Below are 23,631 nucleotides of genomic sequence, written 5' to 3' on the forward strand. Positions count from 1 at the left end.
TCAGAAAGGAAAACCACGCATGTCACCGACGAAACACACGACTCTAACGCAAGCCGGCACGGTGGCGGCCATGCTCGTGCTGTCCGCCTGCTCGGATACGAAGACGCCGAACGATGCGAACTTCCGCAAGGCGCTGGAACCGATGGTGAGCGACATCTTCTGCCGCACGATCCCGATCCAGCGCATGATCCTGAATGACGACCCGACGCAGCCCTTTCCGATCATCGTGCCGGTCGCTCCCGTCGAGGGGGCCGACCCGGACGACGTCCGGAGCCGTACGTTGGTCGAGGAGGCCGCACGCGAGGGCCTGCTGACGCGCACCGAATTGAACGCACTGGCGAAACGCGCCGACTTCACCCTGCCGCTGACCCGGCAGGCGCTGATCAGCTACACGCCGACCGATCGGGGCAAGGCGTACTTCCGACCGGTCGAGGCGAAGACGTCGCGCGGCATGCGCGCGTTTCCGGGGGTCTGTGCCGCCAGGGGCGAGATCGTCGACGTGGTCCGCTGGACCGATCCCGCCGACGCCTTGGGCCGCACGGTGTCGCAGGTCACCTTCACCTATCGGGGTGTCGAACCGTTGCCGGGCCTGCCCGAGAACGTGCGCTCGAAGATCACTCGGCCCGAGGAACGGACCGTCACGCTCGTACGAACGAACGACGGTTGGGACGCGCTGTGACGGCCCTGCAGGCAATGCCGACCGTGGATGCCCCATCATGGTTCGGCAGCGCCCGCGCCTCGGATGCTCGCCACGTCGCCGATGCCGCCGCCATCGTCGGGTTCGTCGCCTCGTCGATGCGCTGAAACGCACCTCCTTCCGACCTTCATCCACCATATTCCGAAAGAACCACGTCATGATCCCCATGATCGCCGTCCTGCTCGCCGCCGCCATGCCGCTGACGCCGGCCGCACCCATCAAGCCGGCAGCCACCGGTATGAGTCCGTTGAGGATGGACGTCGCGGGCGTCCGCCTGGGCATGCCGATCGAGCAGGTCCGGACCGCGCTCGCGTCCGCGAGCTACGCCTGCAAGCCGTTCGGCAACGAAGCCGACTTCGCCTCTCGCGTCGCCGCCGAAGTCAAGGACCGGAACCGTGCACGCGGTCCCGTTCCCTACACCACCGGCACGATGCAGTTCGATTGCCGTGGGCCGAATGGCGAGGGCCTGACGATCCACTTCGCTCAGGTGCAGTCGGGCTCCATCGTCGACGACTTCTCGCTCCGCATCGACGGCAGGACGGTGGATCTGCCGGCGTTGCGCAGGCAGCTGGCGGCCAAATTTGGACGTCCCATGGTGGGCACGGAGCTGCGGGGATCGTGGTGCGACGCGGGCTACCGCTGCGGCGAGAGCATCGTCTTCAGCGAGGGGCCGACCGTCATCATTGACACCTCGGACGCCGTCATGATCAACGCCACCCGCGGCACCCGTGCCGAGAAGGCGGACGATGCCGCCGTCATGGCTGCGGCCGACCGGCTGGTGCCGAAGAAGACCGGCGCGGCGTTCTGAACGGAGGGAATATGCGTTTTAAGGCCCTGCTCATGACGATGGCATGCCTCGCTACGGCGGCAACGTCGATCGCTGCGACAGTGAAGCGGAACGGACCGCTTCAAGCCACCACCATGCGCGACTGGCGTGCGGCGGGCATGGACGGGACCGGCTGCTACTGGTCGGCCCGAAGGAACGGGCCGGTCCTGTTCGCCGCCAACGGGCGTACGGGCATGACGCGAGTTGCCGGGCGCGTCGTCGTCCTCGAACCAGCAGCGGGTGCGCGTGAATTGTTCCCCTTCACACATGACGCGTGGCAGGCACCAGGACTGAAAGTAAGGATACTGGACGCCGCCGTCGTGCGGGCGATGGGGTACGAAACGGTGACCACCGACGCGACGTTGGTCGTCAAGTACCGAAGCACCACGGTGCGACTGAGGGGCTCGATGATCTGCGGTTCATGATCTAGAGCGAAGATCGATCAAAAGGGGCCTGCTGTGCTTCCAATTTTGCATGTGCATAGACTTCAGAAGCAACGCTGTTGACGGATCGGTAACGGCTGCACGTCTAACGTTCGGTTATGTCGTTAAAAAAGTTGATGCACGGCCTTTGGCTCCGGGGAGCCGATCCGATCGTAGTTATCGGTCTAATTTTCTGTTCGCTGCTTCTGGTCGCAGTTGGCGGTCTTGCTTGGTACAAGCTCGCACCGGAAGTCGTAGAGCATCGCGTCCAAGCCTACACCGTTTCTCATAATGCCGCACCTCAGACCGAAAATGTGCGAACGCTTCCGTATCAACCGGTCGAAGAGGCTGTAGGACGGGAGCCGGATGGATCGGCGCTTTTACAAGTGCCAGGAACGTCCGTTCATTGGCGCGTTCCATTTATCCTGCCGTCATGGAAAGAAGCCGACGATGGCAATGAGCGCCATGAACCCGCAGGAGACGATACCAAGAGCCACGCGGCGACCTCTGGTGCTGCGGGCGATGCCCAGCGATACAGCCCCGGCGGCTATGAACCATACTGCCGCAATCCCCAGACCTCCTCGGATAGCGATCTGTGCGCCCAGTGGGCAGCCGTTCGCGAGATGGCTATCGGCAACGGTATCGCGAGGTCCTCCCTCCGGTTCGGATTGTGGACGATCATGGCCTCGATCGGTGCCGCGGCACTCTCGCTTCTGGGCTTGGTGGTGGCCGCTCAGGCCGTCAACATCGCCGCAGAAGCGAGCCGTGGTCGTGGTGCGGATGACTACAGGCCGCTTCCTGCCCATGTCCGTGTTGAGCCTAGGCTCGGTTTCCTTGGGCTGCGCACCATCATCGAAGTCGTCAACGACGACAATCGTCCTTTGCGCATCGGTGCGGTCGAACTGATAAAGAATGGTAGGAGAGCCCGGGTAACGTTGGCAAGTGACTCGGGCGGCTGGTTGGTTCCGGGAAATACGAGCAGGTTTGGTATGCGAGTGGACGAGCCGCTCCTTCGCCTCCGGATCTGGATCGAGGATACCTCCGGCCATTGCTCTATCTCGGAGCACGAGTTCCGACGTAATGCCAGGCATCGGGAGAAGGCAAGCGAGTGAAGCCGAGACCGCTCCGGCCAACAAGTCTTGTCTCAATCCCATTTCCTATCCTTCTCGCTCCGCGTCAGCCTCTCATCCTTTCCCGCGTTACCCAGATCGCGACTTCGCTTGGACATAGCTGAGACGTAGGTGGCAGCAGCGCATCGGAAATTCCGCTTGAGAGACGGCGCGGCATCCTTTCTCCACGACGCGCGCACGGCGTACTCGAGGATCGTACCACGGTTGATTGTGCAGGGTTGCGCAAGGCGACAGGCCGCATTGGGCAAAGCGACGATCCGAGGGAATCACTCGTACTTACTTGTAGTATTGATAGGGGTCGGTCCGAAGGCGTTCCGGGTCCTCGACCGAATACGTGGGTGATGAATATGAGGCCGGAGCCGGCTGTTGCTGACGTCAGGCGTTATGCTGGCAACATGGGCGGCATTCCTACCGCAAGCGCTCCTACGGGGAGATCAGAAATGCGCCAGCGGGAAGCCGCACGTAGCCGCGCATCGTCGCCATAGAATCCTCAGGACCACCGATATCGATGAAAGGCGTCGAGCCTACGGTTACGATGAGCCTGTCAGCCGGGCATTCTCCGTTCCACGCCGACACGTGCGTGTGGTCACCGACGATGCCGTCGATCGCTTCGACCAGTTGCCTGCTCATACCACCGACGCCGGATCGGCGTGTTCCCGATACGAAAGCCATTTCCGTCGATCCGCTCGCGTCGCCAGCGAGCCGAAGTTGAATGCGATGACGGCCGGTACCGCGCGACCGTACGATCGCCTGCGACCAGCGGTTGTCGAACTGCTGAGCCACGGCTCTGACTAGATACGAGAGATCACGCCGTATGTCGGCCGCGTGATCGGTCGAGCGGATGGTCTCCGGATCGGACAGGCGATCACGCCAGTGCTCGAGGCTGGACAGGACGTCGTCGACGCCGCTGACCACTGACGGAGATCGAGGGAGGAGAGGGCCGGTCAGCATCAACGTATCGGGAAGCGATCCCTCGATCGCCCTTGCCGTTATCATGCACCATTCGCCATCGACCGAGACGTGCACCTGTTCCAGTTCACCGCGGGAGCCGACCGCTCGGATGGCGATGGCCTCGAACCCGCACTGGATCCGCCCTACGATGCGGCAATCATCGGCGATGGTCCGCCGTGCTTCCTCGATGACGCGCATCACTCGTTCGCGGGTCGTCTCGTCGATGTGCAGCAGCCATTTGCTCATGTCCGGCTCCCAGGTCGGTGTGACTCGTCGCGGTTGGGTGGATCTCGGCAGCGAGAGAGGTGCCCACATCCGGGCAAGCGCGGCCTTGCGACTTTGTATGAGGTATGTCGGACCGACCGGCTCGCAGAGGGCGTGAAGATCGCTTTATGCCCTCGCCGAGCCGGTGGTCTGCATATCGGGCGATGCAGTCATCGCCTCTTTCCCGGATCAGCTCGTCTCGTTGCGCCGGGGCCAGGTTACGAACGGTGCCTGATGGTCACGCTCTGCGATCCATTCCGTCATCACCGCGAGGAGCTTGTGCGTCAGCTTGGTCGAGTCGTATTGGCTTGCGAGATCACCCCAGGCCTGCCAGCGGTCGAGGTGCCGACAGAGCCAGTCGTAGAAGCCGTCACGCTGGTTCCTGGTCGAGAACCCAAGCGTCCATACCGTCTGCAGGATCGGCACCGGACCATCGCTACGTTTGGCGAGCACGATGGTCGGTCTGCCCGCCTCGTCGCAACGGAGGAAGGCGGCATCCCAGCGACGGGCCTCCCGCTCCAGCCGTTCGAGCCGCACTTCCCGATCCTCGGGGCCGAGGCCAAGTTCGCGGAGCATCGCGATCGTCGCAGCGCAGGGCCGGTTGCGTCGGACATCGTAGGGCCGGGTCGCAGCCAGCATGAGTAGCACCGACCAGCCTTCAGGCGTGAGTTCACCCACGCCTTCACCATTCCGCGCGAGAACCGCTAGACCCGTCGATGCGAGCCAGAGGTGGAACATGCGCTGGAACAGCCTATTGCCTTCGAATAGATCGGCGAGCTGCTGACGGTATCCGGGCTCCCTTCGCACGGTGGCGGCGAGCACGGCGTGGACCAGTTCAAGCAATTCGGCCGGCGGCTCGCCGTTTTGGGTGGGCATGCCGAGGCGGCCGCACCACAGCGCGGCACGCAGCGATGGCCACGTCTCGCCCGTCGCGTCGTCGACGAAGACCGAGCCGCTCGACCTGCCTTCGATGCGATGCCAGTTGCCCCACGGCAGTTCGGGATCGATGTCCATGATCCTCACCCCCTCGTCCGGTAGGGATCGTGGCTGGACGTCGACGGGCCGGGATCCGCATCGCGCGGATCGCGTCCCTCCTCGATGGCCTTCAACTGGGCGGCGAGGCGGACGCATTCGCGGTAGACGTAGGCTTCGGTCCTGTAGATGGGTTCCACGCCACCGATGAGTCGCTCCTGTTTCTTCTGGTGGCCGTAGCTCGCGTCCGGCAGGACGTCGCCGATCTGATTGCAGGAGAAGCCGAACCACCATGCGTCGGCGTGGCCTTGGCCCTTTGCAGCCTCGTTCTCGTACACCGTTTGCCTGTTCGATCGCGATACGACGCGTTCGCGCTTCTCCCGGCCGGACGGATGGCAGATCGAAACCTCTTCCGGTTCGGAAGCTCGGCAGGCAGCGGCATAGTCGATTCCGCCGTGCACGCCGATGAGGAGATCATTGAGGGAACCGGTGCCGCGACCGAACATCGGATGACCGGGCGGGACCGACACGTATCCGGCGAGATACTTGCCGAGCGGCGAACGGCGCATGATGCAGCCGTAGCCGGTGGGCATGTCGGTCCAGCTGATCTTGTCCGCCTCCTCGCTCCACGGTCCCGATCCGACGGGATGCACCGCCGGCACGTGGAAGACGGCATCGACCTGAACGAGGTCGCCGCCGCCCGCCATCGTCCGGGTCATGGACCGGGGGGCGTCGGTGATGGTGATCTCGTTGCGGCTCTTCTTCGGCATTGGCATGTCGTTCCATCTCGTTGTCAGGCTTCGACGAGATGTGCAGACGATGGCTTCTCCACAAATTTTCCAGCGGATCGATTTGCGAATCTTGAGGATCGACTTGTCCGTGTCTGATCAACTTCCCCCGTTTTGCCTTGCACCGACTGCGGCAGCGGTTGGACGATGTCCCGCGGTTCAGGATGTTGTTTTTACATGGCGGTCCTCGTCCACGCATGTCGACTTCATCCGGCAGGCCGTTCCAGATCAGTCGTAGTTCGGGGGGACTTCCCCAAACGGGCGACGACGCACCATCCGAAACGTGTCAGCCCTCGGAACTTCGCGCAGACCCGATGATGTTATTCACCTCGTCGCGGGCGGCTGCGCCGAGACGTGTGACAGCGGCGGGCCTCGATGCGAGCCAGTCCAGCGTCGCTTCCACATCCATGCCTCGGGAGGGAGCCTGTCGTGCCAGCTGAGTGGCGACCGGCCGCGATACGCCAAGTGACATAAGACTGATGCTCGTTCGATCCGCAGCTCCCATCTCAAGGAAGAGAGCCATATCCGGGATGTCCGCAGCGAGATCGGGGCGGCCCTTGTCGATCAGGAGCTGGCCGAGAACGGCGTGATAACAGCCCAACAGCCGGACACACTGGAAGCGGACCTGCTTTTCCACCAGCTCCAGCGTCTCCCTAACCACGAACCTGCGCTCCTTCCTCGGGTTTCGGTCGAGCTGATCCTGCATGATGCGCGGCAGCGGCAGTCCGCGCATCCATTTGAGCGCAAGCACGGCCAGGAAGCGGTGGAATTTGCTTTCCCGCCTCAGCCCGAGAATCACCCGGTGGCAGACCTGCAAAGCGTCGGCGTAGAGTTCGTACGCACCGTCGTCCGCGGGATGGGGCGGGATCAGGGACGCGGGCCCGTCACGATCGAGGCGTATGGCTAAGATGTTGTAGAGCCTCTGCTGCTTGTGGGGGGAGATGTCGGGACTGCGTCGAAGAACGCTCATAGGTAGGTTTACGGCGGCTGACGCCTCCCGAAGCACGTGCTCAAGCGTGCTGATGGCCGAGTCCGTGAGGTTCTGGGAAGCCTTCGCGCGCGTCAGCGTTTCCGTCAGCGTGCCGTCCCTGAGGTCCCCGAGAAGTCGGACGAACACCGCCTCCGGGTCCGGGCGGTCCGCACCGGGCCTTCTGGGGCGTTCAATCACGCTGAGAAGATCCGAGGGTCGGCAGATGCCGTTCTCGACCGCTGGGATGATCTCCGCTTCGTCGGGTTGTTGGAGCGGTTTGGCCTTCCACCGCTCGTAGTCGATGAGAAAGATGTTGCCCTGGAACTCACGCATCATCCGGCCTGCACGGCCCGCAAGGTTCCAGAAGTCGACGCCCTGCATCGGCCTTGTCGAACCCTTCTCCGGCCTGAACAGGAAGATGTTCTTCGCTGGCAGGTTGACGCCCTGCAGCAGCGTGCTTGTGCACACGAGTTCCTCCACCTCCCCGCGCGAAACCGCGCCTTCCACGGCGAGCCTCAGTTGCGTCGGCATGTGGGAGTAGTGGAAGGCCACGCCCCGTCGGACGCAGGCGATGAGCGCGTAGTCCGGGTGAACGGCTTCAGCGGCCAGGCGCGCAAGCTCCTCCCTTGCAGGGTCCGTAGGTTCATCGTTGCGAAGAGCCGCGAGGGCGAGTGCGACGTCCTCCGCCTCGGCCGCTCCGTTCGCATATATGATGTTAGCGGCGCCCCGTCCGAGTGCGAACGTAGCGTTGGTCAAGCGCTCCACACGCGTCACTGTGCGGCGCTCCACCGTGACGCGCGCCACCGGAGGGTCCTCGGGCGACGCATCCGCCACTCTCACCAGCAGCTCGCCACGTTCGACATCGACCACGTCGACCATTACGAAATTCTGGGTGACGGTCGGTTCTCGGGAACGAAGCGCATCGACGTCGTCCAGATCGAGCATGCGTCCGAACACGTCCAGGTTCCTTACGGCCGGACTTGCGAACAGCGTCTGCGCGTCTGGTCTGCGCTTCAGCAGGTCCGTCATGGCTGCCTGAAGGCGGACACCCCTTGCGCCGTCCGCGACGCCGTGGGCCTCGTCGACGACGATGACCTCGGGAGCGAAGTCGGCGTGGGCGGCAAGCATGATCTGCCCACGCTCCTGCGTCATCACGTAGACGGCACGGGTAGGCAGGTGAAGCGCCTTCTCGATCGGCACGGTGGCGACGGTCGGGGATTTTGCGCCAAGTGCGGCCGCATCGACCTCCGCCCGGATCGATCTGGCGACCTGCGTTATAAGTGCCCTGGTCGGGACGAGGTAGAGGACCGAGCGTGGGCCGTCCGGGACGAAGAGCGAGGCGAGGAAGTTCTGAAGCACGAACGACTTGCCTGCCGATGTCGGGGCGGCGACCGCGACGCGCCGGCGACCGTTCAGTCGCGTCCATAGTTCATGCTGGAAGTCGGTGAGCACGACCTTGCGATCGCCCAGCGCGATCGTGCGTCGGTCGGCGGCCGCGATCTCCTCCGCCAGCATGCCGAACGGTAGTAGCGGCTGCGCGTCCCTGACCGATGCGCGCGTCGCGAACGCGGGGAAGTTGCCGAGCCGCGCCAGTACGACCCTGACGGCTTGGTCCAATGGCAGCGACGTGGTGCCGTGCAGTTCGAGGGCCGACGTGGCGACGCGGTGCGCCATTCGTCGATGAGGGGTTCGTTCCGAGCATGCGAGAATCGCGGCGGCCTCAACGAGCCTGACCACGTCGTCCGGCGCGGGCGCGTCGGTCTGCGGGGCTCCGATCTCGAAGGCGATCCATGCGCGTTGAAGCCGTCTGGCAAGGGGATGGAGCAAGGGATTGCTCCAGACCTTGTCTGCCAGATCCTGGATCATCAGGCGGCGTTGCCGATCCGCGATTGGAAGCTCGTCCTCAGCTGCTCCACGGAGGGGAGCGGCATCAGGAAGAGTTCGACCGTCCGATGTTCCAGGCCTGCAGTACGCATCGCCTTCGCGAACGCTGAAGCGGAGCGGTCCAACTGTTCGCGCGCCCGGGACTCGAAGACGGACTCGGCATCATCCGGGCTGAGTCCGACGTAGCCGCCGAAATCGAAGCCGATGAGACACGTGACGGCGTCTATGCGCTTCGAAGAACTGGGTTCCAGAGGATCCAGGAAGCACAGCATCTCGGCACGAGCACGCTCGTCAAGTCCGGAAAGGCTCAGATCGCGACGCACCAAGTTCAGTTCGTGCTCCAGTTTGTCAGGTTGAAGTGCTGAGGAGATCGAGGAGATCGCCGACCTTACAGCGTCGCCCAGGTCGGTGTGGAGCTTGGCCTCACCGGAATAGACGAGGAGGTGACCTTTTTCGGGATCGTATCTCGCATGGATGCCGTCGGAACCGTGCACCGGCATTGCGACGCTGGTCTTAAGGCTCATCTTCGCGACGATCTGAGGTGCTTGGAGAACCCATTCCGTAAGCAGGTATAGCAGCAGTTCTCCCGCCTCGCCGCTGCGGCCGGTCGCCGCTCCCGCGCGGATGAACAGGTCTCGCGCTCGCCGGTCCAGATCGGTGAGCGCCTCATGCAGGTCTTCAACCGAAAGCTGGTCCTTCCGGGCGTATAGGTTCTGCAATTCGGAATGTGGCAGGCAGAACCGGGCGAGGTATCGAGTGGCGACGGCGACGAGCTCATGCACTGTAGCGGTGGCGTCCCGCAGCGTCGGGTAGTGCAGGCGGGCGGACAGGCGTGGGCAGGAAGTGCCTACGGCATGGTCAAGCAGCTTCAGACGCGCCCCCAGCCTGTTCCAATCGCGACCGATCGAGCGAAGCGCCGCTTCGAGTTCATCGTTCTGTTGTGCGGGCGTCTCCAAGATGTAGCTAAGACTATCAGCGGATTGGGCGCTCTGGAAGCTACTAGCTGGCCTGCTCGGACCATCCGACAGGGGTGCCGGAAAGCACTTCGGAATGTGGCTGAGGTTTTCTCATGGTGTCAGCGTCAGCGACCGCCTGTCGAGAGAACCGCGAGTGGGAAGGGCTGCTGTGGTAGGCAACCACGGATAACGGGGTTACGCTTACCCGCGGCCAATAATCGGGCTAAGGCGTGAAACGGCGCGAAAGCCGCTGGGTCTGTCGCTGCAACGCTTCTTGTTGTGCCTCAGACGTCTCTTAACCGAGAGATTTACGGCTCTTGCTGTGCGCGATCAAGGAAAATGGTGCCCAAGGGCGGGATCGAACCACCGACACTGCGATTTTCAGTCGCATGCTCTACCAACTGAGCTACTTGGGCCCAAACCGCGATTGCGATTGGAGGCGTGCCTTTACGGGTGGCTTTCGCCGGTGTCCAGCCCCTCTTCGTCATTTTCTTTGACCGGAATGCGATAACCTTCGCCCAGCCATTGCAGCAGGTCGCGATCCTTGCACCCGCGTGAGCAGAAGGGGGCGTGTTCGGCGACGGTCGGCTTGTCGCAGATCGGGCAGGTGGTCATGAGCGTTCCAGTTGCAGGGGGCGGCCGGTGCGGCGCTCCAGCGCCTCGCGCCAGTCGGGGTTCGCCATCAGGCGATCGTAAACGGGACCGGGTACGCGGTAGGTCGGCGCGGGGCCGGGCGGCTCGCGCTCCCATTGGCGGAGCAGCGCGCGGGTGCGGGCGCCGATGGGGTCGATGCCGAGCCGTTCGGGAATCGAGGCGCGCGGGCGCGGGCGCACGATCTGGAGGAAGCCGAAGCCGTTGACCGCCGTCCGCTCGAAGGGGAGGGGCAGCGCGGCGTCCAGCGCTTCCGCCACCGCCTGGCGCGGGCCCTTGCCCTCCAGCGTGGGGAAGTCGATGCCGATCGAGCCGCCAATGCCATGGCGCAGGATGCTCTCCGCCACCGCGCGCGCCGCGGCGATGGACAGCGGTTCGTGCGGGGGTGATCCGTCGACATCGAACAGCGTCATCGCCGGGGTCGGCGTCATGCGCAGCACGCCCGCGCCGAATCCGATCTCACCGGTAACGGCCTCGTCTAGCAGTTCGGACCAGCCCGCCGCTTCCAGATCGTCGGGCTGATGTGGCTGAATTTCGCGCACCGGAAGGCCCGTGGCGGCGATTCGTGCGCGCAGATCGGGGCCGGGGGTGGGTGTGGCCTCTTCGGGTGCGACCTGCGCCTTGGGCAGCTTGGACCGGCCGCGCTCGGGGATCGCTTCGCGCGTGACGATGACGGTCAGCGCGGCTCCTTGCGTCATGCTCCTGGGCACGGGTGCGAGCAGTACGTCGCCGCCTTGCGCCAGCGTCACCCGGCCCTGCCGACCGGGGAGCAGTTCGACCAGCCGCCCCTCGGCCACCGTGCCGACGGTCAGCGTGGCCGCAAGCTCGATCGCCGCCTGGACGATGCGGCCATCCTCGACCAGCGCGGCGCGCGCCTCACCGATCCCAGCTTCATAGAGCCATTCAGACAAGCGGCAGTCCGGCGGCTTTCAACAGGGCACGGGTTTCGAACAGGGGCAGGCCGATGACGCCCGAATGCGACCCTTGCAGGAAGCGGACAAAGGCCTCGGCGCGGCCCTGGATGGCATAGCCCCCGGCCTTGCCCAGCCCTTCGCCGCACGCGATGTACGCGTCGATCTCATCTTCGGAGAGCGGCTTGAACGCGACGATGGTGTCGGCCAGTCGGGTGCGTGCCTTGCCGGTGGCGTCGATGACGCACACCGCCGACAGCGCATGGTGCCGCCGCCCGGACATCAGGCGCAGCAGCTTGCGCTGGACGTCTTGCGTGTCGGCGGGGGGCAGGATCCGGCGGCCGAGCGCGATGGTGGTGTCGCCCGCGACGACCACCTCACCTTCGGCACGATCGACCGCGTGCGCCTTTTCCACCGCCAGCCGCAGCGCGTAGACGCGAGGAAGCTCGGCGGGGCGGGGGGCTTCGTCGATATCGGGCGAGGCGACGCGGTCGGGCACGACTCCCAGCCGCGCCAGCAGATCGCGGCGGCGCGGGGAGGACGATGCAAGGACGAGCGGCATGTGGGGCCGGTCGCTCACTTGAAGCGGTAGGTGATCCGGCCCTTGGTCAGGTCGTACGGCGTCAGCTCGACGAGCACCTCGTCGCCGACCAGCACGCGGATGCGGTTCTTGCGCATCTTGCCTGCCGTATGTCCCAAGATCTCGTGATCGTTCTCGAGCTGGACGCGGAACATCGCATTGGGGAGCAGTTCCACCACGCGGCCGCGCATCTCGAGCAGTTCTTCCTTGGCCAAAAAATACCTCGGTTCGTCGTGTTATAGGGTATGTCGAAGAGGCGCCGCCATAGCCGCAATGGGCTCAAAAGGAAAGGCGCGCCGAATCAGTTGCGGATATGGGGGTGGGGTGGCGGCTGGGCAAGGTGTTTGCCCCCTTCAATTCCTCCCCTGTGAGGAGTGGCAGGTGGATTGCCTCCCAGGCAATCCAGATCATGCCGGCGCCACTCCCAAGGGGCCGGATGGAGGAGGGTTAGCAACGCGGGCAAAGGAGGAAAGGGGGTTTCAACCCTCCGATCGGTGCTCATATCCCCATCGCGCCGGTAGCGCGACCGGCTGCCCGGCGTCGGTCAGCGTCAGGCCGTCACCGGCGGAAAAGCGGCCGACCCGTGTCGCGGCGACCGGCGGCATGATCCCGGAGGGGAGGGCGAAGAGCAGTTCGTAATCGTCCCCGGCGGTCGCGGCGGTCAGCCGGGCGGCACGGTCCGTTCCGCCGAACGCCCGCGCATCGTCCGACAGCGGAATGGCATCGAGCGCGATCGTCACCGCCAGCCCGCTCGCCCGCGCCATCCGTCCGGCGTCGATCAGCAATCCGTCCGACACGTCCATCATCGCATGGACCACCGGGCCGAGCGCGCGGCCCTCGGTCAGGCGGGGAAAGGGGCGACGATAGGCATCGCGCAGGGCGACCGGGCCATGGCCTCCCTGCGCGATCGCCAGGCCCAGCCCCGCATCGCCGATCGTCCCGGTGACCCACAATGCGTCGCCCGCCCGGGCACCATCGCGCGAGGGGGCGGGGGCGTCACGGCCAAAGGCGGTGAGCGTCAGGGTGCGGGGGCCGCGCCGCGACACGGTGTCGCCGCCGATCAGCCGGGCATGGAAGCGCGCGAGCACCGTGGCCAGCCCATCCAGAAAGGCGCGGTCCCAGGCGGTATCGCCCAAGGGATAGTTAAGCATCACCCCCTCGACCAGCGCGCCCTTGGCGGCAAGATCGGACAGGTTGGTCGCGACCAGTTTCCACGCGACATCGGCGGGCGGGTCATGGGGCAGGAAATGCACGCCCTCGACCAGCGTGTCGGTGGTCACGACGAGCGGCGCGGCGGTCAGCACCGCGCTGTCGTCGACCAGCCCGCGCGCACCGGGATGCAGCGGCATCCGGCGCAACGCGGCGATAAACTCCGCCTCGGTCATCGGGGCGGCGGCGGCGTCAGGCCCGCGCGACCTTGGCGATCGCGTCGAGCAGGCCGTTCACGAAGCCCGACTCGCGCTTTTCGTAGAAGGCGTGGGCGACATCGACATATTCGCTGATGACCGCGCCGACCGGCACGTCATGGCGCGCGATCAGCTCATAGGTCCCGGCGCGCAGGATCGCCTTCATCGGGCGGTCGAGCCGGTTGAGCGTCCAGCCCTTGGCCAGCTTGCCCTCGATCATCACGTCGATCTCACCCAGGCGCGCCTGCACGCCCTTGACGATATCATCGAAGAAATCGAGGTCGGCCTCGGCATATTCGACGTCTTCGATCGTCGCGCCGATGCGATGATTGTGGAATTCGTGGAGCAGCGCCGCCAGCGGGGTCTGTTCCATGTCGTGCTGATACAGCGCCTGGACGGCGGCAAGGCGCGCGGCAGCGCGCGCCTGGGTACGGGCATTGGGGCGAGTCATTGGCGGGCCTTTACCGGGCTGTCGTCAATCCGTCACGTTTTTTGGTGGGGAGGGGTGGGACGCGGCGTTCGCCAATTCCCGACGGAAATAGACCACCCGCTCGGTCTCCACGAAGCCCAGGGCCCGGTGCATCGCATGGCTGTCGACATTTTCGAGTTCGGCATCGGAGGCGAACTCGGCACAGCCCTGCGCGCGGCCCCACTGCGCGACCGCGGCGACCAGGGCCCGTGCCACCCCATGCCGACGCCGGGCCGGATCAACGAACAGACCCTCCAGGAACAGCACCGGCGAGCCGTCACAGCCATTGACGTAATCCGTCCGGACCGTCGCTTCGGCGAAACCGATCACCCGGCCGTCTGCAAGCGCGACGAAATGACCGTCGCCATCCGGCAGTTCCGCCGGATCGCCCGCTTCCTCACCCCAAAGCGCCGCCCGCAGCGCCAGCCATCCCTCACGATGTTCCGGCGCGGCGGGCGTGACGATCACCGGTTGAGCCGCAGCCGCAGCGCCACCGACTTGGCATGCGCGGGCAGCCCCTCGGCATGGGCGAGCGCCACCGTCGCGGGGCCGAGTTCGTTCAGCGCCGTCTCGGTCAGGCCGAGGAAACTGGTCCGCTTCATGAAGTCGAGCACCGACAGCCCACTGGCGAAGCGCGCGCGCCGCCCCGTCGGCAGGACATGGTTCGGCCCGGCGACATAATCGCCGATCGCCTCGGGCGTATGGCGGCCCAGGAACACCGAGCCCGCATGGCGCAGGCGGTCGAACAGGTCCTGCGGATCGTCCACCGCCAGTTCCAGATGCTCCGGGGCCAGCCGGTCGACCAGCGGCATGGCGGCCTCCAGCGACTCGACGACGACGATCGCACCGTTCGCGTCCCAGGCGGTGCGCGCGACGCTGGCGGTCGCGAGCTCGGGAATCTGGCGGTCGACCGCTTCGGCGACGCGCCCGGCAAAGTCGGCATCGTCGGTGAACAGGATCGACTGGGTGACGGTGTCATGCTCGGCCTGGCTCAGCAGGTCGGCGGCGATCCAGTCGGGATCGTTCCTGCCGTCCGCCACGACGACGATCTCGGACGGGCCCGCCACCATGTCGATGCCGACCATGCCGTAGACCTGGCGCTTGGCCTCCGCGACCCAGGCATTGCCGGGGCCGGTGACGACATCGACCCGCTGGATCCTGCCCGCGCCATAGGCCAGCGCGCCCACGGCCTGCGCTCCGCCGACCCGCCAGACCTCGTCCACACCCGCCAGATGCGCGGCGGCGAGGACCAGATGGTTGATCTCGCCCTTCGGCGTCGGGGTGACCATCACCAGCCGTTCGACCCCCGCCACCTTGGCCGGAATCGCGTTCATCAGCAGCGAGGAGGGATAGGCCGCCCGCCCGCCGGGGACATAGATCCCGGCCGCATCCACCGCCGTCCAGCGCGCGCCCAGGCGCACGCCCTGTGCATCGACATAGTTGGTGTCGGTCGGCTTCTGCTTTTCGTGATAGGCGCGGATGCGGGCGGCGGCGAGGTCGAGCGCGTGGCGCAGCTCGGGCTCCAGCGCCTCATAGGCCGCACGACAGTCGGCCGGTTCGATCCGCCAGCCCGTCTCAGCCAGGTCGTGGCCGTCGAATTGCCTGGTGAAGGCCGCGACCGCCGCCTCGCCATCGTCGCGGACCGCGCGCAGGATGACCTGTACGTCGCGCGCGACATCGGCATCGCTTTCGCGCCGGGCATCGACCAGTACGTCGAACGCGGCCGTAAAGCCGGCATCGCGGGTGTCGAGGCGGATCATGCGGCTTCCTTCTCGGCGACGGCACGGCGGAACGCCTCGACCAACGGCACGACTTGGCCCCTCGTCTTCATCGCGGCGCGGTTGACGACCAGGCGCGAGGTGACCTCCTCGATCACCTCGACCTCGACCAGTCCGTTTTCCTTCAGCGTGCGGCCCGACGACACCAGGTCGACGATGCGTGGCGCCAGGCCCAGCGTGGGCGCCAGCTCCATCGCGCCGTTCAGCTTGACGCACTCGGCCTGCACCCCGCGGCGTGCGAAGTGGCGGCTGGTGATATGCGGATATTTGGTCGCGACGCGGACATGGCTCCACCCGCGCGGATCGTCGCTTTCCGCCATCGCGGCGGGCTCGGCGACCGAGATGCGGCAATGGCCGATCTTCAGATCGACGGGTGCGTACAGCTCGGAATAGCCGAACTCGGACAGCACGTCGGAGCCGACGATGCCGAGCTGCGCCGCGCCATGCGCGACGAAGGTGGCGACGTCGAAGGCGCGGACGCGGATCAGCTCGATGCCGGGGACGTCGGTGGCGAAGCGCAGCGCACGGCTGTTCTTGTCGGTGAAGGCCGGTTCGGGCCTGATGCCGGCGGCGGCGAGCAACGGCAGCGCCTCGGCCAGGATGCGTCCCTTGGGGACGGCGATGATAAGCGGCTGGACCATGAGGATCGGGGACTTAACCCCCGCCACCGGGGATCGCAATTCTTATCCTCCCCGGAACGGGGAGGGGGACCGGCAAAGCCGGTGGAGGGGGGGCGCCGCAAGGGACGCCCTGTGTGGCGATCCCCCTCCGTCAGGCCTTCGACCTGCCACCTCCCCGTGCCAGGGAGGATTTCAGGTCGTTACACCTTGGCGGCGTAGATCATCCGGCCGGGGCCCAGGTTCGCGAACACCCGGTCCAGCTCGTTCTCGCCGACCGCGAAGCAGCCCTGGCTGCGGCCCAGCATCCCGTGGGTGCGGATCATGTCGCGATTGGCGTACCAGGCCGAGTGGATCACGATCGCGCGGCCCAGCGCGTTGTCGTTGGTCGGGTCCAGCCCGATCAGACGCTGCGACCGGCCATGCTTGCCGACATAATAATCGTCGGTCATGAAGGCGCCCTCGCTGCTCGCGTTCGAATTGAAGGCGTTCGAAAAGCGTTGAAGATAGCCGCTGTGCGACGGGTCCGAACCGCTGCCATGCGAAACCAGCAGCGAGGTGCTGCGGCCGCTGACCAGATCGACCAGGTGAAGGCGCGGTTCGGACGAGCCGACCGCGAAATCGACGATCGCCATGCGATCGCGCCGCTGGACCCGCGATCCGTGCCGCTGGAGCGAGGCCATCGCCTGACGCAGCAGTTCCGGACGCACGACGCGCGACGAGGCCAGGATGGGCTGCGCCGGGATGGGCGAGGCCATGGTCGGGCGCGTCGGCAGCGGTGGCTGTCGCACCGGGCGCAGGTCGTTTGCTGTCAGCCGCCCCCGGGCACTCGCTGCCCCCGGCACCGCCAATGCCCCGGCGAGCACCAGCGCGTTCTTCAACAGCGCGCGCCGACCCGGCGCCGCGTCCAGATTATCGTGCATTTTGGTCCTTCAACCCCAGAATTCCCGCAAACCCTATGTAGCAAAGAACAGGCCATTTTTCTGCCCATGGCGCGATCCGTTGATCGCTTCGTTCCATCGACTCGGCGTAAGTTCCGCTCGCACGGAAAAATTTTAGATTGGCACCAATAGTCTCTTGACGAGTTTAAGATTTTATGAACTCGCCAAGGATTAGGGATATGAAGGCACTCGCTGTTGCCGCCCTGTTGGGCGCGACGACCCTCGGTTCTGTTGCCCCGGCGCTGGCCGAGGAGGGCCCCGGAACCGCTGCGGTCGCGCAGGCCGCCGCCGCACTGGCCCCCAACCGATTCGTCTGGTCCGATGCGCAGGCCGCGGCGGTGAATCCGATCGCGCAGCCGGTGACGGTGGTCGTCAGCATCCCGATGCAGCGGGCCTATGTCTATCGTGGTGATTCGCTGATCGCCGCCGCCTCGGTGTCGACCGGCAAGGATGGCAAGGACACGCCCGTCGGCGTCTTCCCCATCCTGCAAAAGCGCGAGATGCATCGCAGCAACCTGTACAATTCCGCGCCCATGCCCTTCATGCAGCGGCTGACCTGGGACGGCGTGGCGCTGCATGCCGGCAACAATCCGGGTTTTCCCGATTCGCATGGGTGCATCCGTCTGCCAACGGCCTTCGCCAAGAAGCTGTTTTCGGTGACGTCGGTCGGCACCACGGTGGTCGTCACCGACCAGATGGTCGGCGATCATTTCGACCCGGCACTGATGGAAACCGAGGCCAGCCAGGCGAATCAGGCGCAACTGGCATCGTTGTCGCGGTGAGCGATCCCCACGCGCTTCGATTTCGCTCGGCGTGAACGGGATTAGGTAGCGAGCTTCGTTCAGCCTGAGCGAACGAAACCTTATGCTACCAACCCCAGTGCCCGTAGCTGCGGCCGAAGCGTCGCCTCGTCGGTGAAGTGCATGGCATGGATACCCAGCGCCGCGGCCGAATCGATGTTGGCCTGGTTGTCGTCGATGAACACCGCCTGCCCCGGCTCAAGCCCGAACCGGGCGAGCGCGAGGCGGTAGATGGCGGGGTCGGGCTTCACCAGCTTTTCGTTGCCCGACACCACGATGTCGCGGAAGCGATCGAACAACGCCGATTCGCGCGCCCGAAAGGGCGGCCAGAATTCATGGCTGAAGTTCGTGATCGCAAATAGCGGCACGCCCGCCGAATCGAGTTCGGCGACCAGTTCGTGCATTCCGGCAATCGGATCGCCGATGCTCTCGCCGAAGCGCGGGCCCCAGGCGGCGATCAGCTCGCGATGCTGTGGGTACAGCGCGACAAGCTCCGCCGAGGTGTCGGCGAAGTCGCGGCCCGCGTCATGCTGGAAATGCCACTCGGTGGTGACGACATCACGCAGAAATGCATCGAGCGCCCGATCGTCAGTGATCAGGCGCCGATACAGGATTCGGGGATCCCAGTCGTACAGGACGCGACCGACGTCGAAGATGACGGCGGTCGGCCGATCGGTCGCCAAGCCGGGCAGGGTGCCCGTCCCGCTCGATTCGATCGGCATCAAGGCTGATTAGCCCTGGCGTGCCTTGAAACGACGGTTGGTCTTGTTGATGACATAGGTGCGGCCGCGACGGCGGATCACGCGGTTGTCCCGGTGACGATCCTTGAGCGACTTCAGGGAATTGCGGATCTTCATGATCGATTCGCTTCTTTGAACTGGAGGGTGATCTGGAAAGCGTCGCCGCCTAGTGGCAACGCGGCTCCAAGTCAAGGTTGGGGCATGACATCCCGGTCACGTCCGCGATGCCCCCTTCCGCCGCAGGATCAACCTTCATATGTCATGCGTTGCCCATCCGTAACATCCTTTAAGGTGTCTTCAACGCATGAAAGCCCGCTCGCTCCTGATCCTGGCGGCCGCCGCCGGAACGCTCGCCGCCTGTTCCACCACGGGCGGGGGGCGCATGCCGCCGACCGACGTGATCCGCTATCATTTGGGCGAGCCGATCGCGCGCGGCACCATCCGTGTCGAGCCGCTGTCCGCCACCGGTCCGGCGAGCATCGAGTTCAAGACCTATGCCGCTGCGGTCGAGACCGCGCTGCTGCGCAACGGCTATTCGCTGGCGCAGGGTGATGCCCAGCCCGAGTTCATCGCGACGGTCGCCTTCACCCGTGCCAACCGGCTCGGCCCGCCGCGCCCCTCGCCCTTCTCGATCGGGCTGGGCGGCGGCAGCTTCTCGGGTGGTCGCGGCGGCGGCGTCGGCCTGGGCGGGGGCCTGACCTTCCCTGTGGGCAAGAGCCGTCCGCAGGAGATCATCGGCACCGAATTGTCGGTCCAGATCAAGCGCCGCGTCGACCAGTCGCCGATCTGGGAAGGCAGCGCACGCAACCTGGCGCCGGTCGAAACGCTGGCCAAGCTGGATGCGCAGGCACAGGCGGCCAAGCTGGCCGATGCGCTGTTCACCAAGTTCCCCGGCGAGTCGGGCCGCACGATCGAGGTGAAGTAAGCGCATGACCCTGACCATCAATGCGTCCTTCGACGGCGGGAACATCCGCGTCGTCGGCATCGACGGCGACCGTGTCGACCTGGAGATAGTGAAGGACAAGGATTCCGATTTCTACCAGTGGTTCTACTTCCGGGTCGGCGGGGCGAAGGGGCGGACGCTTACCTTCCGCATCCTGAACGGCGAGGGTTCGGCCTTTCCGGGCGGCTGGCGGAACTATCATGTCCGCGCCTCGACCGACCGGCAGGATTGGCGGATGACGCCGACCACCTACGCCGACGGCGTGCTGGAATGGCAGTGGACGGGCGATAGCGACGTTGCCTGGTTCGCCTATTTCGAACCCTATACGATGGAGCGGCATCACGACCTGGTCGCGCGGATCGCCGCGCGCGGTGTGCATCACGAAGAGATCGGCCAGACCCTCGATGGCCAGCCGATCGATTATTTCCGCCTTGGCGACGGTCCGAAGCAGGTGTGGCTCTATGCCCGCCAGCATCCGGGCGAATCGATGGCGGAATGGTGGATGGAGGGCGCGCTCGACTGGCTGACCAGCCCGGCCGCCGAGTCGCTGCTGGCGGCGGCGACCGTCCATGTCGTGCCCAACATGAATCCCGACGGCACGCGGCGCGGCCATCTGCGCACCAATGCGGCGGGCGTGAACCTCAACCGCGAGTGGCATCAGCCGACGCCCGAGCGCAGTCCCGAAGTGCTGTGCGTGCTGAACCGGATGGACCAGACCGGCGTCGACTTCGCGATCGACGCGCATGGCGACGAGGCGATTCCGGCGAACTTCATCGCCGGGTTCGAGGGTATTCCCAGTTGGACCGAGGAACACGGCGCCAAATTCTACGGCTTCGGTCGCCGCCTGGCCGCGCACACGCCCGATTTCCAGACCCAGATGGGCTATGACAAGTCGGGGCCGGGCCGGGCGAACCTGGCAATGTCGACCAACCAGCTTGCCGAGCGGTTCGGTGCGGTATCGGTGACGCTGGAGATGCCGTTCAAGGATCACGACCCCAATCCCGACGCCATCCATGGCTGGTCGGGCGAACGCTCGGCAAAGCTGGGCGTGTCGTGCCTGGAGGTTCTTTCCGAGATGATCGGGGATATTTGATCGGGGAGGGGGGAGCCCTTGGAATAGGGCTCCCCCCGGCCTTCGACTTCGACGCAAAGCGTCGAAGTTTATCCTGAGCGGCCGGCTTGCCAGCTAGCCGAAGGGCTCAGGCGGAACGGGGTTTTTTCGGGCTGGGGTTCGCGCAGAGGCGCAGAGGTGTTTCGCCTGCGTTGGCCTCTGACCTTCGTCCGCGGGAGTTGAGGACTGCAGACGCTCCGGGGCCAGACACCTCCGCGTCCTCTGCGCCTCCGCACGAACTCATCTTCTTTGCGTCTTCGCGCCTTCGCGTGGATTGGAATGCAAACCCCCGTTCAGCCTGAGCGAAGTCGAAGGCCACGCCTCGGCACCCGCCAAACTTACCGCTGGACCCCCTCGACAGCGAGATACCGGTCCAGCTCCGCCAACACTCGCTCCAGACCGGAGGCATCTCCGGCTTCCGCCCGCACCGTCAGCGCGGCCTGCGTATTGGATGCCCGCAGCAACCACCAGCCATCCGCCATCCGCACCCGGACGCCATCGGTATCATTGACCTCCGCGCTATCGCGGGCCAGCGCCACTGCGACCCGCTCGACAATGGCGAACTTGTCCGCCTCGGCCACCGTGATGCGGGTTTCGGGAATGTCGACCATCGCAGGCATCGCGCCGCGCAACTCGGTCATCGAGCGGCCCGCCAGATGAGCCGCACGGATCAGGCGGATCGCGGCATAATGTGCATCGTCGAAGCCGTACCATTCGCCTGCAAAGAACATATGGCCCGACATCTCTCCACCCAGCGGTGCGGCGGTCTCGACCATCTTGGTCTTCATCAGGCTGTGCCCGGTTTTCCACATGACCGGCCGTCCGCCCAGGCCCTCGATATGATCGAACAGCGCCTGGCTGGCCTTCACATCCGCCACGATCGGCGCGCCGGGATGCTCGGCCAGTACGGGGCCCGCCAGCAGCATCAATATCTGGTCGCCCCAGATCACCCGGCCCTGGCCGTCGACCGCGCCGATCCGGTCGCCATCGCCGTCGAAAGCGAATCCGAAATCGAGCTTGTTGGCGGCCACCAACGCCTTCAGCGCGTCTAGATTGCTCTCGACCGTCGGATCGGGGTGATGATGCGGGAAATGACCATCCACATCGGTGAACAGCGTATGGTGCTCACCCGGCAGGCGCTGGACCAGCTTTTCGATGACCGGGCCCGATGCGCCCGAACCGCAGTCCCAGCCGATACGGTACGCGCCGCCCGCATAGCCCGCGATCAGCCGGTCGACATAGGCGTCGAGAATGTCGACCTCCTCGACGGTTCCGGCCCCCTCGGTCCAGTCGCGCGCCGCCGCCATGCGCGCCAGATCCTGCACGTCCTCGCCAAAGAAGGGGCGATGGTGCAGCACCATCTTGAAGCCATTGTCGTCGCGGGGGTTGTGGCTGCCCGTTACCTGTACGGCACCGTCCACTTCTAGCGTCGCTTCGGCGTAATAGACCATCGGGGTGGGGCCCACCCCCAGGCGGACGACATCGACGCCGCTGTCGGTCAGTCCTTCGACCAATGCCGCCTCGAGCGCGGGCGAGCTGAGTCGTCCGTCGCGGCCCACGGCGACGCGGGTGCCGCCCGCGCGGCGCACGCGGGTCGCAAAGCCGCGCCCCACCGCATAGGCCGCGCCATCGTCCAGCGTCTCGGGCACGGTGCCGCGAACGTCATATTCGCGGCAGGCGCTGGGGTGGATCGTCGCGGTCCGCTTGGCCCCGGACTTATCCGTCACGGCGCGCCAGCAACAGGTCGCGGGCCGCGTTCACCCGCCGCGTCAGGTCGGCCGAGCCGCCGCGATCGGGATGAACCTGCCCGATCAGGCGACGATGCGCCTGGCGGATCGCTTCGGCGTCCGCACCGGGCGGCAGGTCGAGTATGGCCAGCGCGTCCATCTCGTCGCGCGGCAGGCGCGGGTCCGGCCTGGCGGTGGACCGGACCCGACCGGGGCGGGGCATATAGCGCCACACCAGCCAGATCACCGCCAGCGCGATCAGCCATTTCATGCGGCGGCGTCAGCCGGGCTCGCACCCGCCGCGCCGGCTTCGGCGCCCCCCTCGGGCAGTTGCAGCGCGGCCATCATCTCACGCAGTTCCTGCCGTGCGGCGACATGGCCAAGGCCCATCGCGCCGAATTCCTTGGCGTCGATCATGGTCAGCCCGTTGGGGAACATCTCGCGATAGATCACGCGCTCGCCCAGGCCCGGGATCACGCGGAAACCGACGCGGCGCGACAGGTCGGTCAGCGCATCCGAGACGCGGCGCATGTTGCGCGCCTCGATATGCTGGAGCCGGTTGCGCAGCACGACCCAGTCGATGGTGGTGCCGTCCGCCCGCGCCCGCTGCTTGCGCGCGTCCCAGATCAGTTCCGAATAGAAGCTGGGGCGCGTCACCTGGAACGTCTCCGGGTCGACCTGGCCGATCAGGTCGAAGTCGACGAAGCTGTCGTTCATCGGCGTGACCAGCGTGTTCGACAGCGCCGCCGCGGTTCGCGCGAAATGGTCGTCGCGGCCCGGCGTGTCGACGATCAGGAAGTCGGCATCCTGCGACAGGCCGAACCACAGTTCCTCGAACCCCTCCTCGGTCTGGCTGGTGTGAGTCGCGTGGGTGGGCATGGGCAGCTTGTGCCCGGTGCGCTTGATCGTCTCGGCGCGGTTGTCGAGATAGCGACCCACCGTCCGCTGGCGATGATCCAGATCCAGACACGCCACGCGCGCCCCCTTGGCGGCCAGCGCGATCGCCACATGGACCGCCGTCGTCGATTTGCCTGTGCCACCTTTTTCATTGGCAAAAACAATCACGTGCGTTGAAGATAGCCGTTCCGGCAACTCGT

General features: G+C 65.7%; 28 protein-coding genes and 1 tRNA gene. 8 read left to right on the forward strand and 21 right to left on the reverse strand.

Translation table 11 applies throughout. The features are described 5' to 3' along the window. Nucleotides 1–19 precede the first annotated feature (19 nt). From SOM26_RS03770 to SOM26_RS03790, 5 genes are all read left to right on the forward strand, one after another. On the forward strand, nt 20–679 hold the full coding sequence (locus SOM26_RS03770; protein WP_320451410.1) for an SEN1982 family lipoprotein: 660 nt from the start codon (nt 20–22) through the stop codon (nt 677–679). Further along, the gene (locus tag SOM26_RS03775) at nt 676–804 is read left to right on the forward strand and encodes a hypothetical protein (protein ID WP_320451411.1); all 129 of its coding nucleotides are present in this window, start codon (nt 676–678) and stop codon (nt 802–804) included. Before SOM26_RS03770 ends, SOM26_RS03775 begins: the two co-directional genes overlap by 4 nt. A gap of 50 nt (nt 805–854) precedes the next feature. After that, nucleotides 855–1,505, forward strand: a complete 651-nt coding sequence (locus SOM26_RS03780) for a hypothetical protein (protein ID WP_320451412.1) — start codon at nt 855–857, stop codon at nt 1,503–1,505. An 11-nt stretch (nt 1,506–1,516) separates the two neighbouring features. Next, a complete protein-coding gene (locus SOM26_RS03785) occupies nt 1,517–1,948 on the forward strand; it encodes a hypothetical protein (RefSeq protein ID WP_149682743.1) in 432 nt (143 codons plus the stop codon). A 116-nt stretch (nt 1,949–2,064) separates the two neighbouring features. Further along, complete coding sequence (locus tag SOM26_RS03790) at nt 2,065–3,057, forward strand: hypothetical protein (RefSeq protein ID WP_320451413.1); 993 nt, start codon at nt 2,065–2,067, stop codon at nt 3,055–3,057. Nucleotides 3,058–3,498: 441 nt separating this feature from the next. Here the strand turns inward: SOM26_RS03790 and SOM26_RS03795 are convergent, their stop codons facing one another. The 16 genes from SOM26_RS03795 to SOM26_RS03870 form a co-directional block, all read right to left on the reverse strand. Continuing rightward, on the reverse strand, nt 3,499–4,272 hold the full coding sequence (locus tag SOM26_RS03795) for a hypothetical protein (protein WP_320451414.1): 774 nt from the start codon (nt 4,270–4,272) through the stop codon (nt 3,499–3,501). 207 nt (nt 4,273–4,479) lie between these two features. Further along, nucleotides 4,480–5,304 carry a hypothetical protein gene (locus SOM26_RS03800; protein WP_320451415.1) on the reverse strand — a complete coding sequence of 275 codons (825 nt, stop codon included), beginning with the start codon at nt 5,302–5,304 and terminating at the stop codon, nt 4,480–4,482. Nucleotides 5,305–5,309: 5 nt separating this feature from the next. After that, nucleotides 5,310–6,032: a hypothetical protein gene (locus SOM26_RS03805; protein WP_320451416.1), complete on the reverse strand. Its 723-nt coding sequence runs from the start codon at nt 6,030–6,032 to the stop codon at nt 5,310–5,312. A 304-nt stretch (nt 6,033–6,336) separates the two neighbouring features. After that, nucleotides 6,337–8,886, reverse strand: a complete 2,550-nt coding sequence (locus SOM26_RS03810; protein WP_320451417.1) for a DEAD/DEAH box helicase — start codon at nt 8,884–8,886, stop codon at nt 6,337–6,339. Beyond that, the gene (locus SOM26_RS03815) at nt 8,886–9,860 is read right to left on the reverse strand and encodes a HamA C-terminal domain-containing protein (RefSeq protein ID WP_320451418.1); all 975 of its coding nucleotides are present in this window, start codon (nt 9,858–9,860) and stop codon (nt 8,886–8,888) included. Before SOM26_RS03815 ends, SOM26_RS03810 begins: the two co-directional genes overlap by 1 nt. A 340-nt stretch (nt 9,861–10,200) precedes the next feature. After that, nucleotides 10,201–10,276: transfer RNA gene (locus SOM26_RS03820), tRNA-Phe, on the reverse strand. Nucleotides 10,277–10,307: 31 nt separating this feature from the next. Next, nucleotides 10,308–10,475 carry a DNA gyrase inhibitor YacG gene (locus SOM26_RS03825; RefSeq protein ID WP_320451419.1) on the reverse strand — a complete coding sequence of 56 codons (168 nt, stop codon included), beginning with the start codon at nt 10,473–10,475 and terminating at the stop codon, nt 10,308–10,310. Then, entirely contained in the window at nt 10,472–11,422 is a 951-nt protein-coding gene (locus SOM26_RS03830) for an Rne/Rng family ribonuclease (protein WP_320451420.1), read from the reverse strand. The genes SOM26_RS03825 and SOM26_RS03830 overlap by 4 nt, the downstream gene beginning before the upstream one ends. Beyond that, nucleotides 11,415–11,984, reverse strand: coding sequence for a Maf family protein (locus tag SOM26_RS03835; RefSeq protein ID WP_320451849.1), 570 nt, complete (start codon nt 11,982–11,984; stop codon nt 11,415–11,417). The genes SOM26_RS03830 and SOM26_RS03835 overlap by 8 nt, the downstream gene beginning before the upstream one ends. A 14-nt stretch (nt 11,985–11,998) precedes the next feature. Beyond that, the gene (gene infA / locus SOM26_RS03840; RefSeq protein WP_007403889.1) at nt 11,999–12,217 is read right to left on the reverse strand and encodes a translation initiation factor IF-1; all 219 of its coding nucleotides are present in this window, start codon (nt 12,215–12,217) and stop codon (nt 11,999–12,001) included. 264 nt (nt 12,218–12,481) lie between these two features. Next, nucleotides 12,482–13,387: a thiamine-phosphate kinase gene (gene thiL / locus SOM26_RS03845; RefSeq protein ID WP_320451421.1), complete on the reverse strand. Its 906-nt coding sequence runs from the start codon at nt 13,385–13,387 to the stop codon at nt 12,482–12,484. A gap of 16 nt (nt 13,388–13,403) precedes the next feature. Then, the gene (nusB, locus tag SOM26_RS03850) at nt 13,404–13,859 is read right to left on the reverse strand and encodes a transcription antitermination factor NusB (RefSeq protein ID WP_320451422.1); all 456 of its coding nucleotides are present in this window, start codon (nt 13,857–13,859) and stop codon (nt 13,404–13,406) included. Nucleotides 13,860–13,883: 24 nt separating this feature from the next. Then, nucleotides 13,884–14,345: an aminoglycoside 6'-N-acetyltransferase gene (gene aac(6') / locus SOM26_RS03855; protein ID WP_320451423.1), complete on the reverse strand. Its 462-nt coding sequence runs from the start codon at nt 14,343–14,345 to the stop codon at nt 13,884–13,886. After that, a complete protein-coding gene (gene hisD / locus SOM26_RS03860) occupies nt 14,342–15,637 on the reverse strand; it encodes a histidinol dehydrogenase (RefSeq protein ID WP_320451424.1) in 1,296 nt (431 codons plus the stop codon). Before hisD ends, aac(6') begins: the two co-directional genes overlap by 4 nt. Continuing rightward, nucleotides 15,634–16,296 (reverse strand): ATP phosphoribosyltransferase, encoded by a 663-nt coding sequence (gene hisG, locus SOM26_RS03865; RefSeq protein WP_320451425.1) that lies wholly within the window; start codon nt 16,294–16,296, stop codon nt 15,634–15,636. Before hisG ends, hisD begins: the two co-directional genes overlap by 4 nt. A 179-nt stretch (nt 16,297–16,475) precedes the next feature. Beyond that, nucleotides 16,476–17,195, reverse strand: a complete 720-nt coding sequence (locus SOM26_RS03870; protein ID WP_320451426.1) for a murein L,D-transpeptidase catalytic domain family protein — start codon at nt 17,193–17,195, stop codon at nt 16,476–16,478. Nucleotides 17,196–17,392: 197 nt separating this feature from the next. Here SOM26_RS03870 and SOM26_RS03875 point away from each other — a divergent pair, with 197 nt between their 5' ends. Then, nucleotides 17,393–17,995, forward strand: a complete 603-nt coding sequence (locus SOM26_RS03875; RefSeq protein ID WP_320451427.1) for a L,D-transpeptidase family protein — start codon at nt 17,393–17,395, stop codon at nt 17,993–17,995. An 80-nt stretch (nt 17,996–18,075) separates the two neighbouring features. Here the strand turns inward: SOM26_RS03875 and SOM26_RS03880 are convergent, their stop codons facing one another. Both SOM26_RS03880 and ykgO read right to left on the reverse strand, forming a co-directional pair. Then, nucleotides 18,076–18,735, reverse strand: coding sequence for an HAD family hydrolase (locus tag SOM26_RS03880; protein ID WP_320451428.1), 660 nt, complete (start codon nt 18,733–18,735; stop codon nt 18,076–18,078). 9 nt (nt 18,736–18,744) lie between these two features. Beyond that, entirely contained in the window at nt 18,745–18,870 is a 126-nt protein-coding gene (gene ykgO / locus SOM26_RS03885) for a type B 50S ribosomal protein L36 (protein WP_003046794.1), read from the reverse strand. A gap of 187 nt (nt 18,871–19,057) precedes the next feature. Between ykgO and SOM26_RS03890 the strand changes: the two genes are divergently transcribed. Continuing rightward, on the forward strand, nt 19,058–19,678 hold the full coding sequence (locus tag SOM26_RS03890; RefSeq protein WP_320451429.1) for a DUF4136 domain-containing protein: 621 nt from the start codon (nt 19,058–19,060) through the stop codon (nt 19,676–19,678). Between the two features lie 4 nt (nt 19,679–19,682). After that, nucleotides 19,683–20,789, forward strand: coding sequence for a M14 family metallopeptidase (locus SOM26_RS03895; RefSeq protein WP_320451430.1), 1,107 nt, complete (start codon nt 19,683–19,685; stop codon nt 20,787–20,789). Between the two features lie 356 nt (nt 20,790–21,145). On the opposite strand, the gene pgmG is transcribed toward SOM26_RS03895, so the two are convergent. Genes pgmG through SOM26_RS03910 form a run of 3 tightly spaced genes read right to left on the reverse strand, consistent with a single transcriptional unit; the run spans nt 21,146 to nt 23,626 of the window. Next, a complete protein-coding gene (pgmG, locus tag SOM26_RS03900) occupies nt 21,146–22,534 on the reverse strand; it encodes a phosphoglucomutase/phosphomannomutase PgmG (protein ID WP_320451431.1) in 1,389 nt (462 codons plus the stop codon). Further along, a complete protein-coding gene (locus SOM26_RS03905) occupies nt 22,524–22,805 on the reverse strand; it encodes a J domain-containing protein (protein ID WP_320451432.1) in 282 nt (93 codons plus the stop codon). The genes pgmG and SOM26_RS03905 overlap by 11 nt, the downstream gene beginning before the upstream one ends. Next, nucleotides 22,802–23,626, reverse strand: coding sequence for a division plane positioning ATPase MipZ (locus SOM26_RS03910; protein WP_320451433.1), 825 nt, complete (start codon nt 23,624–23,626; stop codon nt 22,802–22,804). The genes SOM26_RS03905 and SOM26_RS03910 overlap by 4 nt, the downstream gene beginning before the upstream one ends. Nucleotides 23,627–23,631: the final 5 nt, after the last annotated feature.

Source organism: Sphingomonas sp. CFBP8993 (assembly GCF_034044895.1).
Classification (GTDB): Bacteria; Pseudomonadota; Alphaproteobacteria; order Sphingomonadales; family Sphingomonadaceae; genus Sphingomonas.

Coding starts and splice junctions, on each gene's coding strand:
- SOM26_RS03880 (WP_320451428.1), bottom strand. CDS start 18,735: ATGCCGATCGAATCGAGCGGGACGGGCACCCTGCCCGGCTTGGCGACC.
- thiL (WP_320451421.1), bottom strand. CDS start 13,387: ATGACCGAGGCGGAGTTTATCGCCGCGTTGCGCCGGATGCCGCTGCAT.
- nusB (WP_320451422.1), bottom strand. CDS start 13,859: ATGACTCGCCCCAATGCCCGTACCCAGGCGCGCGCTGCCGCGCGCCTT.
- hisD (WP_320451424.1), bottom strand. CDS start 15,637: ATGATCCGCCTCGACACCCGCGATGCCGGCTTTACGGCCGCGTTCGAC.
- SOM26_RS03835 (WP_320451849.1), bottom strand. CDS start 11,984: ATGCCGCTCGTCCTTGCATCGTCCTCCCCGCGCCGCCGCGATCTGCTG.
- SOM26_RS03795 (WP_320451414.1), bottom strand. CDS start 4,272: ATGAGCAAATGGCTGCTGCACATCGACGAGACGACCCGCGAACGAGTG.
- hisG (WP_320451425.1), bottom strand. CDS start 16,296: ATGGTCCAGCCGCTTATCATCGCCGTCCCCAAGGGACGCATCCTGGCC.
- SOM26_RS03785 (WP_149682743.1), top strand. CDS start 1,517: ATGCGTTTTAAGGCCCTGCTCATGACGATGGCATGCCTCGCTACGGCG.
- SOM26_RS03805 (WP_320451416.1), bottom strand. CDS start 6,032: ATGCCGAAGAAGAGCCGCAACGAGATCACCATCACCGACGCCCCCCGG.
- SOM26_RS03870 (WP_320451426.1), bottom strand. CDS start 17,195: ATGCACGATAATCTGGACGCGGCGCCGGGTCGGCGCGCGCTGTTGAAG.
- SOM26_RS03800 (WP_320451415.1), bottom strand. CDS start 5,304: ATGGACATCGATCCCGAACTGCCGTGGGGCAACTGGCATCGCATCGAA.
- ykgO (WP_003046794.1), bottom strand. CDS start 18,870: ATGAAGATCCGCAATTCCCTGAAGTCGCTCAAGGATCGTCACCGGGAC.
- SOM26_RS03875 (WP_320451427.1), top strand. CDS start 17,393: ATGAAGGCACTCGCTGTTGCCGCCCTGTTGGGCGCGACGACCCTCGGT.
- SOM26_RS03770 (WP_320451410.1), top strand. CDS start 20: ATGTCACCGACGAAACACACGACTCTAACGCAAGCCGGCACGGTGGCG.
- SOM26_RS03810 (WP_320451417.1), bottom strand. CDS start 8,886: ATGATCCAGGATCTGGCAGACAAGGTCTGGAGCAATCCCTTGCTCCAT.
- SOM26_RS03905 (WP_320451432.1), bottom strand. CDS start 22,805: ATGAAATGGCTGATCGCGCTGGCGGTGATCTGGCTGGTGTGGCGCTAT.
- SOM26_RS03790 (WP_320451413.1), top strand. CDS start 2,065: ATGTCGTTAAAAAAGTTGATGCACGGCCTTTGGCTCCGGGGAGCCGAT.
- SOM26_RS03825 (WP_320451419.1), bottom strand. CDS start 10,475: ATGACCACCTGCCCGATCTGCGACAAGCCGACCGTCGCCGAACACGCC.
- SOM26_RS03890 (WP_320451429.1), top strand. CDS start 19,058: ATGAAAGCCCGCTCGCTCCTGATCCTGGCGGCCGCCGCCGGAACGCTC.
- SOM26_RS03780 (WP_320451412.1), top strand. CDS start 855: ATGATCCCCATGATCGCCGTCCTGCTCGCCGCCGCCATGCCGCTGACG.
- SOM26_RS03895 (WP_320451430.1), top strand. CDS start 19,683: ATGACCCTGACCATCAATGCGTCCTTCGACGGCGGGAACATCCGCGTC.